This is a genomic window from Ruegeria sp. CDSC079 (assembly GCF_059610505.1).
Map to the genome: position 1 here is coordinate 570,449 of NZ_JBXWNT010000001.1, position 21,706 is coordinate 592,154.

Here is a 21,706-nt window from a genome sequence, read left to right on the forward strand (position 1 = left end):
CCCTGGAAAGCTCTCCCCTGCCTTCCTCAGGGTCTACTATGGTACACAAAGTAGCTTCCTGCCAAGTCCTTGGGTGGTCGAATATGCACCCTTCACCGATTGTTTACGGTCCTCGCGGCTCTTATCGGGCTTTGTTCCGGCGATCCGGCCCCCACGGGCATTGCTACTTTCTTCAGAGGTTCTAAGCTGACCTTGGACTGGGGAGGACATCCGGGGGAGGTTATGGGTACGAGATTGCTGCTATGTGACTGTGCGGGAACGCAAACCATTGACGCTGAGAAGCTATCGTCAGCTTGCGATGTCGCCTGCTCCAGAATTCACACCGCATTATGTACGAAAGAACTGGAATCCGCCGCCAAGCCGCTGCAAGAGGGCAACGTCGTAATTGCCTGTATGCAAGAGCAGGATGTTTTCCTGGCATTGGCCGATGAGTTAGGTGTCGAGGCGCCGGGCTTTGTCGATCTGCGCGATCGGGCCGGGTGGTCTGAACAAGGGCAGGATGCCGCCCCCAAAATGGCCGCGCTAGCTGCTGAGGCGGTATTGCCTCAGCCGATCACACGCAGCGTGGATGTGGTCAGTGAAGGGACATGCTTTATCGTCGGGCCCGGCGCGCTGAGCTTTGAAGTGGCAGAACGCCTGTCGGACCAGTTGGCCGTGACGGTCTTGGCTACTGATGACATGGACCCCATGTCGCGCAGCTTTGATGTGGTGCGCGGGCGCGTTCGTACTGTGAAAGGTGCGCTGGGCGGGTTTTCGATAAAGCTGGATGCGTTGCAGCAGCTTGAACCCGGAGGACGCGGGGCCTTTGGCTGGACCGAACCGCGCGATGGGGCGAACTCCTCATGCGATATGGTTGTGGATCTGACCGGCGGCACGCCTCTGGTTCAGGCCCCAGCCAAGCGCGAAGGGTATTTGCGAGCTGATCCCAAAGATGCGGTCGCTGTCGAACGGCTGGCGTTTGAGGCCATGCAACTGGTCGGGACATTTGAAAAGCCTCTCTATGTCCGGTTGGAAGAATCCCTCTGTGCGCATTCCCGTGCCGAACAGGTCGGCTGTACAAATTGTCTGGATATCTGCCCGACCGGGGCGATCATCCCTTCGGGTGAGCATGTGGCCATCGACCCTATGGTTTGCGCGGGATGCGGAGAATGCGCGGCGGTTTGCCCATCTACCGCGATAACTTACGAGGATCAGCCCGTTTCTGCGCTGCTGTCACGGATGCACATTCTGTCGCGAACCTACCGGCGTGCAGGCGGGCAAGCACCCCGACTGTTGGTGCATGACGCGCATGGGGCCGAAATGATCCGTCTGTCCGCCCGTTTCGGACGCGGGATTCCAGCGGATGTGATCCCGCTAGAACTGAACGTGATCTCGGGCTTTGGCCATGCCGAGATGCTGGCCGCGCTGGCGCATGGGTTTGCGCGGGTTGATGTGCTGCTGGCCCCAACAACCGAAAGGGATGCCTTGGACCGCGAACTGGCGCTGGCGCAGGCTATCGCTGGGACTGCAGGGATGGCACTGATCGACCAGGCTGATCCCGATGCGCTGTCCGACCTGCTATATGCGCAGGACGTGCCGCCCCCCTTGGCCGACCCGGTTCTGCCGCTGGGAAATCGTAGGCAGATTACGCGACTGGCCGCACAGGCGCTGAACCCGCAGGCCGCAGCCCCGTTGCCCTTGCCCGAGAATGCACCCTATGGGGCCATCGCGGTGGATACGGATGCCTGTACATTGTGCCTCAGCTGCGTGTCCCTTTGTCCGTCAGGCGCTTTGGCCGACAACCCGGATATGCCGCAGCTGAACTTCCAACAGGATGCCTGTCTGCAATGTGGTCTGTGCCGGACAATCTGTCCCGAGAATGCAATAACTCTGGTTCCGCAACTGGATTTAAGTGATGCGGCCCTGTCTCAGGACGTGTTGAACGAAGAAGATCCTTTTGCATGTGTGGAATGCGGTGCTCTCTTTGGTGTCAAATCGACCGTCGAACGTATCATGGAAAAGTTGTCTGGTACGCATCCGATGTTTGCGACATCCGAGCAGGCGCGCATGATCCAGATGTGTGACAACTGTCGCGTGAACGCGCAGTTCCAACACAAGGACAACCCGTTTCAGTCAAACCCGAAACCCAAAGTCGTCACGACCGAGGACTATTTCTCGAAAAGAAAGGATCATTGAAGCTGTAGCGGCGCGCCCAGATCTGCTGCCTTGATGGCCGAGACAAAGGCCAGAATGGCCTCTAACTCCTCTAGTGTCATCTCGACCGGGTGGATTGGAGGGGGACGCAGAGGATCGAAGGGTGGGGTTATGTCCTCAATCTGCGTGAAAGCGGGATGAGGGTTCAGGGCAAAGAAGGCCTCGAACCGTTCGGACCAGTCCGGCATAGCCCGCAGCACGGCGAAAGAGGGGGTGGAGCCAAGCCCGTTCATTTGGTTCTCTGGACCGATCACATGGCACCGCCCGCAATGGGTCATCGACAAATTCGCACCCAGGACAGCGTCGCCGTCGATCTTGTCGGTCTCGGTCGCGGCCCCGACCGTTAAGCTGGCGGAATAGGGCGGGCCGCTTTCGGGCGCGAAACTCTCAACGGTGCGCTTGCCGATGTCGGACAGCAGCCAGTCCCGAAACCGAAGCTGCTTTGGGTCGTCCAGTATGCGCAGGTGATAGGTGACGCCATGACGCTCGAATACCGGATCACCTGGCGGTGAACCGTCCAAAGCCATAGCGCCGGAATCGTCTGCAACGACGCGTATCCCGGTCTTGAGAGAAAAACGCGGAAGAATATGTTGCAACAGACCAGAGTCTGTAACCTCATCCGGGGCGGCAAGCCCCAGCGCCTCTTGCGACCAAGAGGGGGTAGCAGAGAGCAGCAAGCTCAGGCAAAAGAAGGTAACCCGCATAAAGGCAGCTTATCGGCCTGCGCCCGAATGCGTCAAATGAACGAAAAAAAGACGGAGACACATGCAATGAAACGTATCCCAACGACCGGGCAAACCAAAAGGGTAATGGCATGAGTATTCGTGACGCGGTTCTGGCGAACCTGAAGAAAATCACCGATCCGGTTTCAGGCCAGGATATCGTCAGCGCCGGAGTTGTCCGCGCGTTGAATGTCGATGGCGATACAGTGCGCTTTGTGCTTGAGATTGATCCGAAACAGGCAGAGCGGATGGAGCCGGTGCGCGCCGCCGCCGAGCAGGCTGCGCAGTTGGTGGAGGGGGTCGACAAGGTTTCCGCCATGATGACTGCGCATTCCGAAAAGGCCCCGCCTGAACTGAAGCCCAAGCCGAAACCATCTCAGACAGGTCCGCAGGCCGTTCCGGGTGTCGATCGGATCATCGCCGTTGCATCCGGTAAGGGCGGAGTCGGTAAATCCACCGTATCCGCCAATCTGGCTTGTGCTTTGGCTGCAGAAGGGCGGCGTGTCGGGTTGTTGGATGCCGATGTCTATGGCCCTTCACAGCCTCGGATGCTGGGTGTCTCTGGCCGCCCGGCCAGCCCGGATGGCAAAACGATCCTGCCCCTGCGCAATCATGGCGTCACGATGATGTCGATGGGACTGATGACCAACGAAGGTCAGGCGGTCGTCTGGCGTGGTCCGATGCTGATGGGCGCGCTTCAACAGATGATGGGGCAGGTGCAATGGGGCGCATTGGATGTATTGATTGTCGACCTACCGCCGGGCACCGGCGATGTGCAACTGACGCTCAGCCAGAAGTTCAAGGTGAACGGGGCCATCGTGGTGTCGACCCCGCAGGACGTGGCCCTGATCGACGCGCGCAAAGGGATCGATATGTTCAATCAGCTCAAGACGCCGATTATTGGAATGATCGAGAATATGTCGACCCATATCTGTTCCAACTGCGGGCATGAGGAACATGTGTTCGGACATGGTGGCGTCGCCGCTGAGGCCGAGGCGCTGGGCATTCCGTTGCTTGGTGAGATTCCGCTGCATCTGGATATCCGGGTTGCGGCGGATGGGGGCGCGCCCATCGTTGTCAGCAAGCCGGACAGCGCACAGGCCGAAGCTTTCCGCAAGATTGCCCGCGACATGATCACCAAGGGCAATGCATGACCCAGCCGGTCTTTCCTCCGTTGCTAACTGGACATGGCGTTCAGGGCGGGGAAGACCCGTTCGAACGCGCCCAGGCGATGGCAGCGCTGGGCTGTGATGCCGGAACGGTGGTCTACAACATTCAGGCCAACCATTTGCGCGTTGCCATTGTATTTGCACCTGAGGTTCCGTTGCAGGACGCCATGGTGATGTTGCCGCTTTGCGGAGTTGGGTTTCAGAATGCGCTGGGCGCTCTGGCCCCGCCCGAGGTTGCCGTTCATTTGGACTGGGGCGGCCCTATCTGTGTGAATGGTGCGACCTGCGGCAAGTTTCAGGTTGCTGCGTCGACTTCAGACCCTCAGATTGAGCCCGACTGGTTGATTGTCGGCTGGGAGCTGGCCTTGCTACAGACCAGCACTGCGCCAGGCCAGACCCCGGATATCACAGCGCTCTATGATGAAGGGTGTGCCGAGGTCCAGCCTGTCCAACTGATTGAAAGCTGGTCGCGCCATATGCTGACATGGCTCAACCGCTGGCAAGAAGACGGAAACGCGCCGTTGCACAGCGAATGGTTGGGCCTGCTGCGTGGTGTTGGCGAACCCTATGGCGAGATCGGGGTCTTTTTGGGCACTGATGAACGGTTTGGCATGCTTATCCGCAATGGTGCGGACACCCGCCTGCACCCGCTGACTAACTTACTGGAGAACGGATAATGAAATTGGCCCGTGCGATCCATTTCGATGAAAGCGACATGAATGTGTTTCATTCTCCGGCGAGAACGGGTGAGTGGTGCATTTCCGGCGGGTTCGAGTTTTCGAATTGGGGCGAAGGCGATTTGGAGGGTAAAGCCCGCCAGGCCTTTGCGAATGGTTGGTTGGGGGTTGAGACATTCGGCCGGGTGACCTTTGTAGCGGTGACGCAGGTTGAACAGGCCGAGATCGACCAGATTGCCCGGAATTTGGCGGAACATTTCGTGCAATTCTACGGAGCCCCATCGGTCGAGGCCGCCCTGGGTGTTGCGCAGGAAGAGATCGCGCATATGGCAGAGCTATGCGATGATCACGCCGCCAATACTCTGCTGACCGTCGCCCGTGAGCTGTCTGAAACCGGGGTGCTTGAGGCGTTTCGCATCATCACACCGCAGGAAACCCAGCTTGAGGCGCTGGCCGTCCACGGATCGCTGGACGAATAGGGCTTATAGCAGATCAGCAAAGCCGCCGAATTGACCGCGTTTGAAGATCAGGCCTTTGCCGGTGCGGTACATGGCATGTTCGACCTCACCCACGATGATCAGATGATCCCCTGCCTCGTGCCGGGCATGAAGCTGGCAGTCGAACCGCGCCAGACAATCCGCCAGACGAGGGCGACCACGGTGATCTGCGGCCCAGTTGGCATGTGAAAAATCCGCACCCTCGCGCGCGAATTTTAGGGCCTGTTCCTGCTGCTCTTCAGCCATCACATGGATCGAATAGTGATCGCAGTCTTTGAAAGCGTCGAACCGGTTTGAATCCTTCGCCAGGCACCACAGCACCAGCGGAGGCGTCAGCGAGACCGAGGAAAACGAATTGACCGTGATTGCGCGGGGCCCCAGCGCTGTTTCGGTGGTGACGACCGTGACCCCGGTTCCAAAACACCCCAATGCCTCGCGAAACGCGGTGCTGTTGTCCGGGGTTGGGGTGAAGGTGCGGTCCGTCATCTCACGCTCATTCTGTGGCCGCGCCTCAGGTGCCACGGCAAGTCGGGATTGTCCATGAAAAGCTGCGCCTGAGTTGCATATTTCGCCCTCAGTTCAGGTCCTCAAGCAGACGACCGTGCCGGCGGGTTGCTTCGATGACCTCGCCAAACGTATTCATCCCGCGCGCTTGCAGCATCGGAAGCATCCGAACCAGCGCCTCGGCGGTGGCAACTGCATCACCCAATGCCGTATGGCGCAGCTCATGCGGAATTGTAATGTCCAGCCGTTCGCACAGCGCGTCCAAAGTGTGCGTGTCGCTGGCGCCGAACAGGACCGCAGATAGCAGGACCGTATCCAGTACGGGATGCGTCCACTCAACTTTCATACAGTCGGCGTGGCGTCGTAGAAACGCCATATCAAAAGGTGCATTATGCGCCACGATTACAGCATTTCGCGCGAATTCGTGAAAGATACGCCCGGCTTCGGCGATTTCCGGCGCGCCTTCGACCATTCGATCCGTGATCTTGTGAACCTTGGTCGAGGCGGCAGGGATCGGCATGACCGGGTTCACCAGCATATCCAGCCTTTCGCCTTCGACCATCCGTCCATTTACCACACGGACTGCGCCGATCTGGACGATCTCGTCTTTGTGCGGCAGCAGGCCGGTGGTTTCGGTGTCGAAGACAACAAAACAAAGCTCGCGCAGAGGCAATGTCTCGAATGATTGGTCGGTGGATGTGTTCAGCAAACCAAAGTCATAGACCAGAGGTCTGGCAGCCTCAGGCGCTATATTGGCGGCGCTGTCATCTAGGATTAGCATATAGCCGGAAGTTTCCCCCAGCGGTTTCATGCGGGCTGAATAGGTCTGCGCCCCATCAATGCTGGTCAGCGAACAGGATGCCTCCATCCCGGTCTTGGCCAGTTTGGCATAGGCTTTCTGCAGCGCGTCTGGCTGGAAGTAATCGAACAGTGGCGCATTCAGGCGTGGATGCGAAATCTGTGCCAGAACCTCGGCCGCCTGTCCGTCATACAAAACGAGCCTGTGAGAGGGGCTAGCCAGCAATATGGCTACAGGAATTTCAGTCAAAAGCGCCCTAAGCCTTTGCTGTTCCACAGCCAGATGCTCGGTTTCAGCAGCGACAGCCTCTGCCACGCCCATGGTCTTGTCGGACAGTTGGTTGGCCAGACCGGCAGCCGCAGGGGCCAGGTCGCCAAGATACCGCGCGGCTTGCAGATCGAGGTCGCGGCTGACACCGGCATGCGCCCGTGCGCGCAGTTCAGCGGAAAGCCTTTCGATCGGCTTGGCGACATTATCGTCGAACAATAGCCAGACAGCGGCGATCAGGGCCAGCAGACCGAACCCGATGACGATCTCTGCAAAGATGAACGCGTCCAAAAGGGCCGGATCCGCCGCTCGCCTGTAGCTGACCCAAAGCGCAACCGAGCTGACGGCAACCCCGCCGACCGCCAGCAGGCAGAAGAAGAGGAAAATCCGCAGGCGCAGGCTTAATCGGGTCAGCATGTTACACTCCGCAAGTGGCCTCGATGATCGGATCGTTCGTAGAGCCTGTTACCCAATCGGCGTTCAGCAACTGGCCGTTGTCACCAAACTCTGCCCCATCCGCCAGATTGGCGCGTTGGTTCTTGTCGCAATCCACAGCGACCGGCAATTTTGAAACCGGTGCCCAGCGGCCAAAGAAATACAGTTCAACGAGGCGCTGCTCAGGCACTTGGTCATTGGTGCGCACAGATAGGGTGTCGATTGCGGCAAAACGATCAACAAAGGGCATCGCATAGGTCCAGGGACGGTACAAAGCGCGGCTTTCGACCTCTTGAATGATGATCAGACCATCTGGAAGCGTATCGCGCGTGCGGTCAAACCATGAATACTCGCTGTTGATCGTCATCCCGATCATGCCAATGCCCGCCGCGACTGGTGCGGACCAACGAGGCAGGCGACCGCCTGTCAGTTTGTTGATCACCATCACGATGCCGGCTAGGGCGACGCCTGCAAATATCGTGCCGATCAGTTCTAAGAACATGAATACTCTCCAAGGTTCCTGAGGGTTTAGCCCAGCATTCCTTTACCGTGGCCGACCGCCGATTGCATTGTTTTTACCACGACAAAGGCATCTCGCAGATGACTTCGCTCAAAGTCCGAAAGATCGGAAGGGGGCAGGAAATTGTCCGGCTTCTTGTTGCCTTTCACCAGACGGGCCTGATGGTCCAGCCGCGTTTCGGCGATCAGATCGTAAGCGTCCAGCAGGTCGCGGGTACCTGAGGGGCTGAGGACGCCTGCCGCCCCAGCTGCTTTCAGGCGGGCACGTGTATTGGCCTGGGACAGTTGCCCCTGAAGGCTGTATATCCGGGCCAGGTCAACCACAGGCACAACGCCATTATGCTTTAGATCCAGCGTGTTGCGATGTTCGCCCGAGCGTACCGTGGCAAACCCGCGTAACAGGCCCAGCGGCGGCGTGTGCTTTAACGAGTTCGAGATCATATGCGCCACAAAGATTGAATTCGCTTGGGCCGCGGCCAGCGTTTCGGACTGCAGGTCATCGAACAGGTGAAATGCGCCGCCAATGGGGCGCAGGTCGAACATGACCGAGGCCAGCATCTGCGCCTCGGGGTTTGGTTTGGCGATCCACCCGCGAAAATAATCACGCCAGACACTTACCGGTTGGCACCAGCGTGGATTTGTCGCCATCATGTCGCCCGGGCAATAAAAGTACCCACATTTATCCAGCCCGTCCGAAACGATTTTTGCCAGTGCCTGGAAATATGGCATGTCGTCATCGGTTACTTTGTCATCCAGCATCAAGCAGTTGTCCTGATCCGACACCCCGGTTTGTTCCTGTCGTCCCTGCGATCCGCAGGCCAGCCATAAGTAAGGCACAGGTGGTGGTCCAAGCTGCTTTTCTGCCATTGCCAGCAAACGTCTGGTGGCTGTGTCGGCGATATCGGTAATCAGGCGTGTAACGATCTCGTGGCGATTTCCGGCAGCGACAAGCTGGACCAGAAGCCGGGGAATCTCTTCGGTCACTTCTGCCATCTGCTGCGCGGTTTGCGCATTTGCTATCCGGCGCACCAACTCGGCGGAATTGACCGCCTGATAGTGGGTCAGGTCTGTCTGGGTGACAATTCCGACCAGACGCCCAGCTTCGGATACCGGAATATGGCCGATGCCGCGCTCCATCATGATGTGAAGAACATCCGATCCGATATCCGACGGTGACAGCGTCACCGGGTTTGCCGTCATTATTGCCGATACAGGGGTATCCACAGACATCCCATCGGCAACGTATTTGCCCGAGATATCTCGTAAGGTGGCGATCCCCAAAAGAATGTCCCCCTTGGTGATGCAGAGAGAGGAAATATGTCTGTCCCTCATCATCTGCGCCGCTTCGCGAACGGTGGTATTTGGGGGGCAGGTTGCGGGGTTATGTGCCATCAGAACGTCGATAGCGCTGGTTGCAAGGCTTTGGGGGCTGGGGCGTTCCGTGCGGGTCCGATCAAAGAATTTGGCGACGATTTCATGTTCGTCAATGAGGTCTCGGATCAGGTTGGGCGGGATCACCAGAAAAACCGAGTTTGCGTGTGCCTGCGCTTTGGTCGCGGCTTTACCGTCTTTCAGTAAACCGCGTTCCCCGAAAGAATTGCGCAGTCCCAGATGAGAGACAATCGCGCCGTTCCTGTCAGTGATTTCAACCTGTCCTTCGTAAATCACGAATACGCCGGGCAGGGGCGCGCCCAGTTGATACACCGGGGATCCTTCTTCGACCTCCCAAACTTCGATCTGATCAGACAGCGTTGCCAGATCATCGGCGGGCAGGGCGTCGTAAGGGTGAACGGATTTCAGAAACCGCGTGATCTCGGCTTGGGGAAGGGGCATCGGATACTCCTCGGTTTCTATTCGAAAAATCCCGCCCGGTGGAATGCCGGGCGGGAGTAGTCAGTCGAAAGACACGGCCTTTGGCAAGGTGCTCAGGGGCCGCATCTCTACTCAGTGATCCTGAGCGGCACCCGCGCCACGGGGAATGCGGACGCTTTCGACCAGATCCTTGATCTCTTGCGGGGTTTCCTTGGTCATGCCAGCCACCACATAGGCGACAGTGAAGTTGACCAATGCACCGATCGCACCGAACGAAGTCGACTTGATCGTACCCAACAGAGGATCAGCATCCGTGAACGAGTTGGTATCCGGAATGAACAACCAGCCCTTGTGCAGGAAGATGTAGACCAGTGTCACAGTCAGACCAGCCAGCATACCAGCAACTGCACCGGTGTTGTTGATGCGGGTCGAGAAGATCCCCATCATCAGCGCCGGGAAGATCGAGGCAGCTGCCAGACCAAACGCCAGGGCAACGGTCTGCGCTGCAAAACCCGGAGGGTTCAGGCCCAGATATGTCGCCACAACAATGGCCACGCCCATTGCGATCCGCGCCGACAGAAGCTCGGATTTTTCCGAAATCTGCGGGTTGATCGCGCCTTTGATCAGGTCGTGTGACACCGCGGACGAGATCGCCAGCAACAGGCCTGCAGCGGTCGACAGAGCAGCCGCAAGACCACCGGCAGCGACCAGACCGATCACCCAACCCGGCAGGTTGGCAATCTCGGGGTTGGCCAGAACCAGGATGTCACGGTTGAACTTGGTCAGCTCGTTTCCGACCCAGCCCTTCTCTTCCGCAAGCGCCTGCATGTCGGCATTCTTGTCGTTATAGTACTGGATCTTGCCGTCGCCGTTCTTGTCTTCCCAGTCCAGCAGGCCGGTTTTCTTCCATGTGGCCATCCAGTCATAACGGGCGTCGTTGTCGATATCTTCGACGGATACGGCGCCACCTTCGATGCCGCCATTTGGCCACATCATGTCACTGATGTTTAGACGGGCCATTGCGCCAACCGCGGGGGCGGTCAGGTACAGCAGTGCGATGAACACCAGCGCCCAACCGGCAGACCAGCGGGCATCAGCCACTTTCGGCACGGTGAAGAAACGCATGATAACGTGCGGCAGACCGGCCGTACCGATCATCAGCGACAGCGTGAACAGCACCATGTTCAGCGTGTCCGAGTGGTGGGCGGTGTATTCGTTAAAGCCCAGCTCGGTCACGATCGCATCCAGCTTGGTCAGCAGCGGTTCACCGCTGGCGGTATCACCAAACAGACCCAGAGCCGGAACCGGATTGCCAGTCAGTTGCAGGGAAATAAAGATGGCTGGGATTGTGTAGGCGGTGATCAGCACGCAGTACTGAGCGACCTGTGTGTAGGTCACGCCCTTCATCCCCCCAAACACCGCGTAGGCGAACACAACGGCTGCACCAATTAACAACCCGGTGGTGTTTGACACTTCAAGGAAGCGGCCAAAAGCTACGCCAACGCCGGTCATCTGGCCGATCACGTAGGTCACAGACGCTACGATCAGACAGATCACCGCCACGATACGCGCGGTCTGGCTGTAAAAGCGGTCGCCAATGAACTCTGACACGGTGAACTTGCCGAACTTACGCAGGTAAGGGGCAAGAAGCAGCGCCAGCAGCACATAACCACCGGTCCAACCCATCAGGAAGGACGAGTTGTCATAACCGGTAAAGGCGATGAGGCCCGCCATCGAGATGAACGAGGCTGCAGACATCCAATCTGCCGCTGTCGCCATACCGTTGGTGACCGGGTGAACGCCGCGACCGGCGGCGTAGAATTCTGATGTGGACCCAGCACGGGCCCAGATCGCGATGCCGATGTAAAGCGCAAAGGACGCGCCCACAAACAGCAGGTTGATGGTAAACTGGTCCATAGGGTCTTACTCCTCCTCAACGCCGTATTCAGCGTCTAGCTTGTTCATCCGCCAGGCGTAGTTGAAGATCAGCAGCAGAAAGACCAAGATGGATCCCTGTTGCGCGAACCAAAAGCCGAGATCGGTTCCGCCGACGGAAATGCCGGACAGAAGTGGACGCAGCAAAATGCCGAATCCAAACGACACCAGCGCCCAGATCACCAGGCTGATGTAGATAAGACGCAGGTTGGCCTGCCAATAGCCCTTATCGGCTTCGGCAGTCTGCGCGGAGTGTGTTGATTGATCCGCCATCGCGGGTTCCTCCTTCGCTTCCTCTTTGAGCGGCCCGTTGTCCTAACCCTCCAGCGCGCGGGGCCACTTTTCGATATGCTTGATGCCAGGTGGCATCAGGCAAGGCTTCTCTGGTCCGCCAGAGCGGGTCCTTTGAAGTTTTCCTTTAGGAATTCGGCCCTTATTGAGGGCGGGCCATATTCCCCTAGTTCATTGTGTCGCTGACGATCCGTTCCAGATTGCCGGCGATGTCTTCGATATTGCCCATTGCGTTCAGACCTTTCAGAACGCCGTGGTCTTGGTAATAAGTGATCAGCGGCGCGGTCTGCGCGTGATAGGCAGCCAGCCGTGAGGCGACGGTTTCAGCATTATCATCTGCGCGGCGCTTGAACTCGGTCTTGCCGCATTTGTCGCATTTGCCTTCGACTGCGGGCGTTTTGAACCGATCATGGAACCCTTCGCCACATCCGGCACATGTGTAACGGCCGGAAATACGGATCACCATTTCAGCGTCTTCAACCTCAAGACTGATGGCTGCGTTGATCTGCTGACCGGTCTCTGACAGCAGCGCGTCCAGCGCCTGTGCCTGAACCGTGGTGCGGGGGAAGCCGTCCAGAATGACGCCCTTGGCGCAGTCCGGTTCGGCCAGACGATCCCGCAGGATTGCAATTACGATATCGTCACTGACCAGATCACCCGCCTCCATGACAGCTTTGGCGGCTTTTCCGGCTTCGGTTCCTGCGGCAACTGCCGCCCGTAACAGGTCACCCGTGCTGAGTTGGACAAGCCCGAACTTGTCTTCGAGCATACGGGCCTGTGTACCCTTCCCGGCGCCCGGGGGGCCGAGAAGGATCAGTACGGTGGGTGTAGTGATCGTGGCAGCGTCCATCACATCCTCACTTGCTTGCGCGGTTTTCGATCAAGTTGTCGACCACGGACGGATCAGCCAGGGTCGATGTGTCACCGAGCGATCCAAAATCATTCTCGGCGATCTTACGCAGGATACGGCGCATGATCTTGCCCGAGCGGGTTTTTGGCAGGCCAGGAGCCCATTGGATCACATCCGGGCTGGCAATCGGTCCGATCTCGGTCCGAACCCAGGTGCGCAGCTCTTTCACAAGCTCGTCCGAGGGTTCGCGATCATTCATCAAGGTGACATAGCAATAGATGCCTTGCCCTTTGATATCATGGGGATAGCCCACAACCGCGGCCTCGGCCACGGCAGCATGTGCCACCAGAGCGCTTTCAACCTCGGCCGTACCCATGCGGTGCCCCGAGACGTTGATCACATCGTCCACACGTCCGGTGATCCAGTAATCGCCATCCTCGTCCCGGCGGCAGCCGTCACCGGTGAAGTAGTAGCCTTTGTAGTCCGAGAAATAAGTCTTCTCGAACCGTTCATGATCGCCCCAGACCGTACGCATCTGGCCGGGCCAGCTGTCCTTGATGCACAGCACGCCTTCGACGCCGTTGCCGTCGATCTCGACCCCGGATTGCGGGTCCAGAACCACAGGCTGGATGCCAAAGAACGGTTTCATGGCCGAGCCGGGCTTCATCGCGTGGGCACCGGGCAGGGGGGTCATCAAGTGACCACCGGTTTCGGTTTGCCACCAGGTGTCCACGATCGGGCAACGCCCACCGCCGACAACGTCATTGTACCAGTTCCACGCTTCCGGGTTGATCGGCTCACCCACAGTGCCCAGCGTGCGCAGATCGCTCAGATCGCATTTCTCGACCCATTCATTGCCTTGCCCCATCAGGGCGCGCAAAGCGGTAGGGGCCGTGTAGAATTGATTGACCTTGTGCTTTTCACAGACCTGCCAAAAGCGGGATGCATCCGGATAGGTCGGAACACCTTCGAACATCAGCGTGGTCGCGCCATTGGCCAGCGGGCCATAGACGATATAGCTGTGGCCGGTCACCCAGCCGACATCGGCGGTACACCAATAGACGTCGCCTTCATGGTAATCGAAGGTGATCTCATGCGTCATTGCCGCATAGACCAGATATCCGCCGGTCGTGTGCACGACACCTTTGGGCTGACCGGTCGAACCGGAGGTATACAGAATGAACAGAGGATCTTCGGCGTCCATTTCCGCAGGCGCGCAATAGTCATCCGCCTCGAGCGCCATCTCGTTATAGTCGTAGTCGCGCCCGTCGATCCATGTGGTCTGGCCGTTGGTACGCTTGACAACCAAGCATTTCACCGTGTCCTTGCAGTGCAGCAGGGCCGCGTCTGCGTTTGACTTCAACGGTGTCTTACGGCCGCCGCGAGGGGCCTCATCAGCTGTAATCAGAACCTTGGCGTCGCATCCGTTGACGCGTGCAGCCAGGGCATCGGGGGAAAACCCTGCAAAAACAATCGAGTGGATTGCACCGATACGTGCGCACGCCAGCATCGCATATGCAGCCTCGGGGATCATCGGAAGATAAATGACCACACGGTCGCCTTTGCGCACGCCCATGGAAACCAGGATATTTGCCATCCGGCAGGTACGGCGGTGCAGTTCGGCATAGGTGATGTGTTGGGCGGGTTCATTCGGGTCATCAGGTTCCCAGATGATCGCAGTCTGATCGCCGCGTGTATTCAGATGACGATCCAGGCAGTTGGCTGAAACGTTCAGAGTGCCATCCGCATACCAGTTGATCCCGACCGAGCCCAAATCATAGCTGACGTCTTTCACTTGGGTATAGGGTTTAATCCAGTCAACGCGTTTGCCCTGTTCGCCCCAGAATGCAACGGGGTCGGTTATAGAAGCCGTGTACATTTCGCCGTATTTCTTGGCATCGACATGCGCACGCGCTGAAATTTCTGCGGATGGCGGATAAACTTTGGCATCTGCCTGAGCAGCGGTTGTCATTCTGAGGTTCCTCCCTCTGGACTTAAATTCACTGGGACAATCTTGCCCGCTGAACAGGCAATGTCGACCTGTTTCCTCCCGATGCAGGATAATACGGAGATCAGAAAACAAAGAAATAAATTACAGAAATAGCAGGGTTTATTTGTTAATAAATTTCATTCTCTCTGGGGGGGTTGTAAAGGAAATCGTAAGATAGTAAAAAAACATATTTAAAACAGCAATATAGATGTTAACCATATTTCAACTGTTTTCAAAGTGCTCGCCCGTGAAATTTACACATTTCATATACACCTTATGATTGTTAGCGCTGGCGGGCGGATTGCAGATTTTGATGGGTGGTCTGGCAGGGGTTGGCACATATCGATGTTGGCGCTAGCTTTACGCGCAAGCGACCCAAAAAAGGGGGCGCATCAATGGGAGAAATCACTATGACTAAAATGTTGAGCGGTGCCGCCGTCGCCGCCCTGACTGTTGCATTCGTTACCGAAGCTGCAGCAACAGAATGGAATGCTTCGGTCTGGGGCAAACGCCGGGCCTTTACCGAACATGTCGAGAAACTGGCTGAACTGGTCAGCGAAAAAACCGGTGGCGAATTCACGATCAATGTCAGCTATGGCGGGCTGTCAAAGCCGAAAGAGAATCTGGACGGGATTGAGATCGGTGCATTCGAGATGGCGCAGTTCTGCGCAGGCTATCACCGCGACAAAAATCGGGCGATCACTGTACTTGAACTGCCGTTCCTGGGTGTGAACAATTTGGAAGAAGAGGTGGCCATCAGCCACGCTGTATATGATCATCCCGCCGTTAAGGATGAGATGGCTCAGTGGAATGCCCGGATCATCATGACGTCGCCAATGCCCCAGTATAATATCGTTGGAACCGGTGATCCGCGCTCAACGCTTGCCGATTTTGACGGCATGCGTGTACGTGCGACTGGCGGGCTGGGCAAGGCGTTTGAGGCCGTTGGCGGTGTTCCAACATCGGTGCCCGCGACCGAGGCGTTTAATGCGATGGAATCTGGTGTTGTTGATACAGTGGCCTTTGCTCAGCACGCACATTTGTCTTTCGGCACTATCAACGAAGCCGACTGGTGGACGGCCAACCTGAACCCCGGCACTGTAAACTGTCCGGTTGTGGTCAATATCGACGCCTACGAAGCTCTGCCTGCGGAACATCGTGAAGCGCTTAACAGTTCTGTCGACGAGGCCATTGCCCATTATCTCGCCAATTACGGCGGTCTGCTGGAGCAGTGGGATGGTGTGTTGACCGAAAAAGGCGTGCAGAAAGTTCAGATCGACGAAGCCGTGCTGGAGGAATTCCGCACCAAGGCTGCTGATCCGATCCGCGAGCAGTGGATCGCTGACATGTCCGCGCAGGGTCTGCCTGCGCAGGATCTATATGATCTTGTTCAACTGACGTTGAAACAACAGCGTGGCGGGAACTGATCACGCGTTCCGGGTACCCAGCGCGGTACCCGGACACTGATTCCAATACAGAGAGGGCCAGCGGAATGGCAGGACAGGCGACGGTGCTTGCGGATGATAGCCGTCTGAGCAGGCTGGACCAGCTGCTGTTAAGGGCCGAGCGTACGCTTGCACTGATCAGCGGAATTGCCGTGTTCGGGTTAATGGTGCTGGCAGTTGTCTCGGTGAGCGGGCGCAACGCCTATAACGCGCCATTGCCGGGCTATGTCGATTGGATCGAGCAAGCCATGCCTTTGATTGCGTTTCTAGGTATCTCTTACGTACAACGCGATGGGGGCCATATCCGGATGGATATTGTCATTTCGCGGCTACACGGACGGGCTTTGTGGCTGTTCGAGTTGATTTCGGTCGTTCTCATCCTGGTGCTCATGTTGGCATTGGTCTGGGGCAGCTGGTCCCATTTCGACAGATCATTCGACTTTGGCGCACCTCTGTGGAGCCGGGACAGCTCGATCGACATTGGCATCCCGCTCTGGCCTGCCAAGTTACTGGCACCTATTGCGTTTTCGGTACTTTGCTTGCGGCTTGTGCTGCAAATCTGGGGTTATGGACGGGCCTTTGTGCTGGGCCTACAAAACCCAGTTGCGGTGCCGATGATACAGGACGCTGCTGCGCAGGCTGCCGCTGAAGCCGAACAATTCGAAGGACAGGACTAGCATATGGACTCGATTGAGATTGGCCTCTGGGTCACCGGTGGTCTGCTGGTTCTGGTTATCACCGGAATGCGTGTGGCTTTTGCCGCGGCTTTGGCGGGGCTGATCGGTCTGGTTTGGATATTCTGGGCCAAATTCGGATATGATCCTGACCGATTTGGCAAGGCGCTGACCGTTGCGGTAAAAACCGCAGGGCAAGTGCCGCATTCCAAGGTTGCAGCCCATACGCTCAGCCTGATCCCGACCTTTATCCTGATCGGTTACCTTGCCTATTACGCAGGCCTGACGCGCGCGCTGTTCGAGGCGGCCAAGCGCTGGGTGGCCTGGGTTCCGGGTGGGCTTGCGGTCGCAACCGTGTTCGCCACCGCTGGGTTTGCTGCAGTCTCGGGGGCATCGGTCGCGACATCTGCGGTGTTTGCCCGGATCGCGATCCCGGAAATGCTGAAGGTAGGGTACAACAAACAATTTGCGGCGGGCGTTGTCGCCGCAGGCGGCACGTTGGCCTCGCTGATCCCACCTTCTGCGATCCTTGTGATTTATGCGATCATCGTAGAGCAGGATGTGGGCAAGCTGTTGCTCGCCGGGTTCATACCGGGAGCCTTTTCGGCGGTTATTTACGGGTTGCTGATCGTCGGTATCGCGGTGGTGTTCAAGAATGTCGGCCCACCGGTCACTGGCTTTACCTGGAAACAGCGTTTTGCTTCTTTGCCTGGCGCTCTGCCGATTGTGGCGGTGATCCTGATCATCATCTGTTTTGTCTATAACCCCTTTGGTGAGAAAGCCTGGGGCACACCAACCGAGGGCGGCGCAATAGGTGCCTTCATCGTATTCTGTTTCGCCTTGTTCCACGGCATGAGATGGGCAGAGTTGAAATCCGCACTGCTCGAGACAGCCAAATTGACCGCAATGATCTTTTCGATCATCTGGGGTGTGCTGATCTATGTCAGGTTCCTGGGATTCGCCGATTTGCCGAACGCGTTTTCCGATTGGATCACATCGCTGACCATGTCACCCATGCTGATCCTGATCTGCATCCTGCTGGCCTATGCGGTGCTCGGCATGTTCATGGATGCCATCGGGATGCTGCTGCTGACTCTGCCGGTTGTCTATCCGGCAGTTATGGCGCTGAACGGGGGCGAGGCCGTCACCGCTGCGGAAAGTACGTTTGGGATGTCCGGTCCGATGTGCGCCATCTGGTTTGGTATTTTGGTAGTGAAAATGGCCGAGTTCTGCCTGATCACACCACCGATCGGTTTGAATTGCTTTGTCGTTGCCGGCGTCCGCCCTGATCTGAGCGTTCAGGACGTGTTCAAGGGCGTGACGCCGTTTTTCATCGCCGACGCCGTGACGATTGCGCTGCTGGTCGCCTTTCCGGGCATCGTTCTGTACCTGCCTTCGCTGGCCGGGTAATTGGTGGCATCTGGCAAAGTCAATCTTTGGTGATACCTGCCCCCGGCTGGCGCACGGGGGCAGGGTATCTCTATTTCGCTCGCATCAGCATTCCGTACAGATCGCGCGGGTCGTCAGGGTCTGCCAGCATGTCCAGGGGTTCGTAGTAATCTGTGCCCCGGACTGCGGACTGGATGTAGCGCAGGGCTGAAAAATCCTCGATCGCGAAGCCTACGCTGTCAAACAACGTGATCTGACGATCATCTTTGCGACCCTCGGCCTGTCCCGTCATGACCTGCCACAACTCGGTGACGGGATGATCGTCTTCAAGGGCCTGAATCTCGCCCTCAATACGGGTTTGTTCCGGGTATTCGACGAATATTTCAGAGCGTAGCAGGATATCTCTGTGCAGTTCGGTTTTGCCTGGACAGTCGCCGCCGATCGCGTTGATGTGGACGCCTGGGCCGACCAAGTTATCGGTCAGGATCGTGGCATTTTTCTTGTCCGCCGTGCAGGTCGTGATGATATGCGCGCCTTCGATGGCGTCCTCAGGGGATTTGCATTTCACGACCGAGAGGCCAGAGCCCGCCAAGTTGGCCGCACATTTTTCGGTGGCAGCCGCGTCGGTGTCGTACAAGCGAACAGTATCAATCCCGCACATGGCCTTGAAGGCGAGGCACTGAAACTCGGATTGCGCGCCATTCCCGATCATTGCCATGGTCGAGGCCGATTTGGGCGCAAGATAGCTGCCGACCAGAGCAGAGGTTGCTGCGGTGCGCAATGCAGTCAGCATGGTCATTTCGGTCAGCAGGGTCGGATAGCCTGTGTAGACGTCTGCCAGCAGTCCAAATGCGGTAACGGTCTGTAGGCCCTCGGAGGTATTCTTGGGGTGGCCGTTGACGTATTTAAACCCATAGGCCTCACCGTCTGAGGTTGGCATCAGTTCAATAACCCCATGCGGCGAGTGGGCAGGGATGCGGGGTGTTTTGTCAAAGCTTTCCCACCGTTTGAAATCAGCTTCGATTTGCGCCGCAATATCGGTGATCATACGTTCGACGCCGATATGGTGGACCAGTCTCATCATATTGTCGACAGACACAAACGGCACCAGGGCCTTTTCAGATGGTTGCATTAGGGGCTCCTATCGGCGGGACAGGTGGATGCCCGCAATCATGCAGCGCACGGATCCACCGGCAGTTTCAATGGTGGGAATCGAAAGCGGCAGAGGTGTCGCGCTGGCTTCGATTGTAGCGATTTGTACCGGGGTCAGGGCGGCAAGTGCCCGGCTGGACAGCGCCAGCACGGGACCATTCAGGCCGCTCAGTTCGATGGCGTTGCCAGCAAATTCAGCGATCTGATCATGCGTCAGGTCAATGACCGTGCGACCGGATTCTTCCAGCCTGGCTTTCACTGTCGCGCGGCGTTCGGGGTCCGCGATCATATCAAGACAGATCAGCGCGTATTTGGAGCCGATGCCCATCAGAACATTCGTGTGATAGACATCACGTCCTGCGGCATCATGCGCCTCGAATGCGATGGGCTCATAGTTGAAATGGGTGCAGAAACGCTCCAACAGAACGGGGTCGGCGCGGTTGGATTTGACCGTGTAGGCCACGCGGCCAATGTGGTCCAGAACCATCGCTCCGGTGCCTTCCAGCGCCAGTCTGTCCTGTTCAAGCCCGGAATAATCGATCACGTCCTGAACACGATACTCCTGTTTCAACATTTCTATGACGTCGGCGCGACGTTCGCGCCTGCGCGACGGCACAAACATCGGATAGATAGCCACATGCCCGCCGGGATGGGTCGAGAACCAGTTGTTCGGAAATACGCTGTCTGGTGTGTCGAGGTCTCCGAAATCGTCGAAGACATGAACCTTAACACCCGCGTCGCGCAGCAGCGCCACCGCCTGATCATGTTCATCGCGTGCTTGGACAGACGTGGCCGCTGCCGAGCGGTTGGCCAAGGTCTGGAACGCATTGTCGTCGCGTGTCTCGGGGTTCGAAGCAAACGCATGGGGCCGGATCATCACAACGGCTGGTGGGGCTTGTAGAGATTGCATCAGAAGCTCCGGGTGGGGCGGTCAAAGATGCGGCGGCCCAGCAATGAGGCGGCCAGATCGACCATCAACTTTGCAGTGCGGCCGCGTTCGTCCAGAAACGGGTTCAATTCTACCAGATCCAGCGAGCAGACAAGACCGCTTTCGTGCAGCAGTTCCATCACTAGATGGGCCTCGCGTTCGGTCGCGCCACCTGGAACTGTTGTGCCAACTGCAGGAGCAATGGACGGATCAAGGAAATCCACATCCAGCGAAACATGAAGGATGCCATCCGCTGCCCGGACCCGCTCCAGAAAGGCCATCAGCGGTGCTTTGATGCCGTTTTCGTCGATGCTTCGCATATCGGCCAGCATTGCGCGATCCTGTTCCAGCCGAGCCCGTTCGGCTGGGTCGACCGAGCGCAGACCGATCATGCCGACCCGGTCGGTCGGAACTGGCGATGAAACCGGTGGGAAGTCGTCAAATCCGGGCTGTCCGGTGAAATAGGCTACGGGTGTCCCGTGCAGGTTGCCGCTATCGGTGCTCTCGGGTGTGTGGAAATCGCTATGCGCGTCCAGCCAGAGAACGAACAGTGGACGTTCGATCCGCTCGGCGTGCTGTGCCATGCCCAAAACCGTGCCCATCGAAAGCGCATGATCGCCGCCCATGAAAATTGGCAGGCCTTGTGGGGCGACTTCCTGCGCAACACGGCTGAGAGCTTTGGTCCAACCGACACACTCGGGCAGGGCGAAGAGATGCGAATGTTCGGACATATCCGGAATGTCAGGTGTGATATCGCCGAGATCTCGTAGGTGAAGGCCGAGATCGGAAAGAGCTGATTGAAGCCCCGCAACCCGATAGGCATCGGGGCCCATCCGGCAGCCCTGTCGACGCTTGCCCGAATCCATCGGGGCGCCAACCAGAATCACGTTGTTTGTATCCATATGTACTACTACTCCGGCAATGTGGCTTGCGGATAGGGATCAAAATGCTCAAAATGGAACCGCAAGTGACATAACGGAAGTACTGAATGGACGATTTGGATGGCAAGCTTCTCAGCGCTCTGCACCGGGATGCCCGTGCTTCACTCTCGGAACTGGCTGAAACACTGGGGGTCACACGCACAACAGTGCGCAGCCGTCTGCAACGTTTGAAGCAATCCGGCGAGATTGTGGGCTTTACGGTTCTGACACGGCAGGATGTGGCGCAAAGCCCGGTCAGAGGGTTGATGATGCTGGAAATCGAAGGGCGCGGCACCGAGCGCACCATGGCCCAAATTGCTGCCATGCCGCAGGTGCGGGCTGTCCATTCGACAAATGGCGGTTGGGACTTGATTGCCGAGATTGGAACCGAAACCCTGGCCGAACTGGATGAAATCCTGTTTCGCATCCGCAGGATCGAGGGGATTACGCGATCTGAAACCAACTTGCTTCTTTCTACTCGGAAAGGCCGCGTCTGATTGCTGTAGTGCTTTGAGCAGCAAGGAATATGTGTAAAAGT

At 57.6% G+C, this 21,706-nt stretch carries 20 protein-coding genes; 8 read left to right on the forward strand and 12 right to left on the reverse strand.

All coding sequences use genetic code 11. The features are described from left to right. Positions 1-222: 222 nt before the first annotated feature. The gene (locus AC2FIC_RS02935) at positions 223-2,175 is read left to right on the forward strand and encodes a 4Fe-4S binding protein (RefSeq protein WP_496690710.1); all 1,953 of its coding nucleotides are present in this window, start codon (positions 223-225) and stop codon (positions 2,173-2,175) included. On the opposite strand, the gene AC2FIC_RS02940 is transcribed toward AC2FIC_RS02935, so the two are convergent. Continuing rightward, on the reverse strand, positions 2,169-2,897 hold the full coding sequence (locus AC2FIC_RS02940) for a hypothetical protein (protein WP_496690709.1): 729 nt from the start codon (positions 2,895-2,897) through the stop codon (positions 2,169-2,171). The genes AC2FIC_RS02935 and AC2FIC_RS02940 overlap by 7 nt on opposite strands. A gap of 110 nt (positions 2,898-3,007) precedes the next feature. Between AC2FIC_RS02940 and AC2FIC_RS02945 the strand changes: the two genes are divergently transcribed. From AC2FIC_RS02945 to AC2FIC_RS02955, 3 genes are read left to right on the forward strand one after another with little or no spacing between them, the layout of a single operon-like run. After that, positions 3,008-4,069, forward strand: coding sequence for an Mrp/NBP35 family ATP-binding protein (locus tag AC2FIC_RS02945; RefSeq protein WP_496690708.1), 1,062 nt, complete (start codon positions 3,008-3,010; stop codon positions 4,067-4,069). Beyond that, positions 4,066-4,761 (forward strand): biotin/lipoate--protein ligase family protein, encoded by a 696-nt coding sequence (locus AC2FIC_RS02950; RefSeq protein WP_496690707.1) that lies wholly within the window; start codon positions 4,066-4,068, stop codon positions 4,759-4,761. The genes AC2FIC_RS02945 and AC2FIC_RS02950 overlap by 4 nt, the downstream gene beginning before the upstream one ends. Beyond that, positions 4,761-5,240, forward strand: coding sequence for a DUF6505 family protein (locus AC2FIC_RS02955; protein WP_496690706.1), 480 nt, complete (start codon positions 4,761-4,763; stop codon positions 5,238-5,240). The genes AC2FIC_RS02950 and AC2FIC_RS02955 overlap by 1 nt, the downstream gene beginning before the upstream one ends. 3 nt (positions 5,241-5,243) lie before the next feature. Here the strand turns inward: AC2FIC_RS02955 and AC2FIC_RS02960 are convergent, their stop codons facing one another. From AC2FIC_RS02960 to acs, 8 genes are all read right to left on the reverse strand, one after another. Continuing rightward, positions 5,244-5,744 carry a flavin reductase family protein gene (locus AC2FIC_RS02960; protein ID WP_496690705.1) on the reverse strand — a complete coding sequence of 167 codons (501 nt, stop codon included), beginning with the start codon at positions 5,742-5,744 and terminating at the stop codon, positions 5,244-5,246. An 88-nt stretch (positions 5,745-5,832) separates the two neighbouring features. Further along, positions 5,833-7,245 (reverse strand): 3'-5' exonuclease, encoded by a 1,413-nt coding sequence (locus AC2FIC_RS02965; RefSeq protein WP_496690704.1) that lies wholly within the window; start codon positions 7,243-7,245, stop codon positions 5,833-5,835. Position 7,246: 1 nt separating this feature from the next. Continuing rightward, entirely contained in the window at positions 7,247-7,765 is a 519-nt protein-coding gene (locus AC2FIC_RS02970) for a hypothetical protein (protein ID WP_142634335.1), read from the reverse strand. 26 nt (positions 7,766-7,791) lie between these two features. Then, a complete protein-coding gene (locus AC2FIC_RS02975) occupies positions 7,792-9,615 on the reverse strand; it encodes a DUF294 nucleotidyltransferase-like domain-containing protein (RefSeq protein WP_496870014.1) in 1,824 nt (607 codons plus the stop codon). Between the two features lie 111 nt (positions 9,616-9,726). Further along, a complete protein-coding gene (locus AC2FIC_RS02980) occupies positions 9,727-11,511 on the reverse strand; it encodes a sodium:solute symporter family protein (protein WP_142634331.1) in 1,785 nt (594 codons plus the stop codon). A 6-nt stretch (positions 11,512-11,517) separates the two neighbouring features. Beyond that, positions 11,518-11,802, reverse strand: coding sequence for a DUF4212 domain-containing protein (locus AC2FIC_RS02985; RefSeq protein WP_142634329.1), 285 nt, complete (start codon positions 11,800-11,802; stop codon positions 11,518-11,520). A gap of 184 nt (positions 11,803-11,986) precedes the next feature. Next, complete coding sequence (locus tag AC2FIC_RS02990) at positions 11,987-12,670, reverse strand: adenylate kinase (protein ID WP_142634327.1); 684 nt, start codon at positions 12,668-12,670, stop codon at positions 11,987-11,989. Positions 12,671-12,677: 7 nt separating this feature from the next. Further along, positions 12,678-14,642: an acetate--CoA ligase gene (gene acs / locus AC2FIC_RS02995; protein WP_496690701.1), complete on the reverse strand. Its 1,965-nt coding sequence runs from the start codon at positions 14,640-14,642 to the stop codon at positions 12,678-12,680. A 428-nt stretch (positions 14,643-15,070) separates the two neighbouring features. Here acs and AC2FIC_RS03000 point away from each other — a divergent pair, with 428 nt between their 5' ends. From AC2FIC_RS03000 to AC2FIC_RS03010, 3 genes are all read left to right on the forward strand, one after another. Beyond that, positions 15,071-16,087, forward strand: coding sequence for a C4-dicarboxylate TRAP transporter substrate-binding protein (locus AC2FIC_RS03000; protein ID WP_496690700.1), 1,017 nt, complete (start codon positions 15,071-15,073; stop codon positions 16,085-16,087). A gap of 65 nt (positions 16,088-16,152) precedes the next feature. Further along, the gene (locus AC2FIC_RS03005; protein WP_142634321.1) at positions 16,153-16,782 is read left to right on the forward strand and encodes a TRAP transporter small permease subunit; all 630 of its coding nucleotides are present in this window, start codon (positions 16,153-16,155) and stop codon (positions 16,780-16,782) included. Positions 16,783-16,785: 3 nt separating this feature from the next. After that, a complete protein-coding gene (locus tag AC2FIC_RS03010) occupies positions 16,786-18,189 on the forward strand; it encodes a TRAP transporter large permease (RefSeq protein ID WP_496690699.1) in 1,404 nt (467 codons plus the stop codon). A gap of 70 nt (positions 18,190-18,259) precedes the next feature. On the opposite strand, the gene ocd is transcribed toward AC2FIC_RS03010, so the two are convergent. The 3 genes from ocd to rocF are packed head-to-tail and all read right to left on the reverse strand — an operon-like array spanning position 18,260 to position 21,150. Beyond that, on the reverse strand, positions 18,260-19,300 hold the full coding sequence (gene ocd, locus AC2FIC_RS03015; RefSeq protein ID WP_142634317.1) for an ornithine cyclodeaminase: 1,041 nt from the start codon (positions 19,298-19,300) through the stop codon (positions 18,260-18,262). Between the two features lie 9 nt (positions 19,301-19,309). Continuing rightward, entirely contained in the window at positions 19,310-20,230 is a 921-nt protein-coding gene (gene ctlX / locus AC2FIC_RS03020) for a citrulline utilization hydrolase CtlX (RefSeq protein WP_496690698.1), read from the reverse strand. Beyond that, positions 20,230-21,150 carry an arginase gene (gene rocF, locus AC2FIC_RS03025; protein ID WP_271946613.1) on the reverse strand — a complete coding sequence of 307 codons (921 nt, stop codon included), beginning with the start codon at positions 21,148-21,150 and terminating at the stop codon, positions 20,230-20,232. The genes ctlX and rocF overlap by 1 nt, the downstream gene beginning before the upstream one ends. Before the next feature lie 86 nt (positions 21,151-21,236). Between rocF and AC2FIC_RS03030 the strand changes: the two genes are divergently transcribed. Beyond that, a complete protein-coding gene (locus AC2FIC_RS03030; RefSeq protein ID WP_142634311.1) occupies positions 21,237-21,665 on the forward strand; it encodes an Lrp/AsnC family transcriptional regulator in 429 nt (142 codons plus the stop codon). Positions 21,666-21,706: the final 41 nt, after the last annotated feature.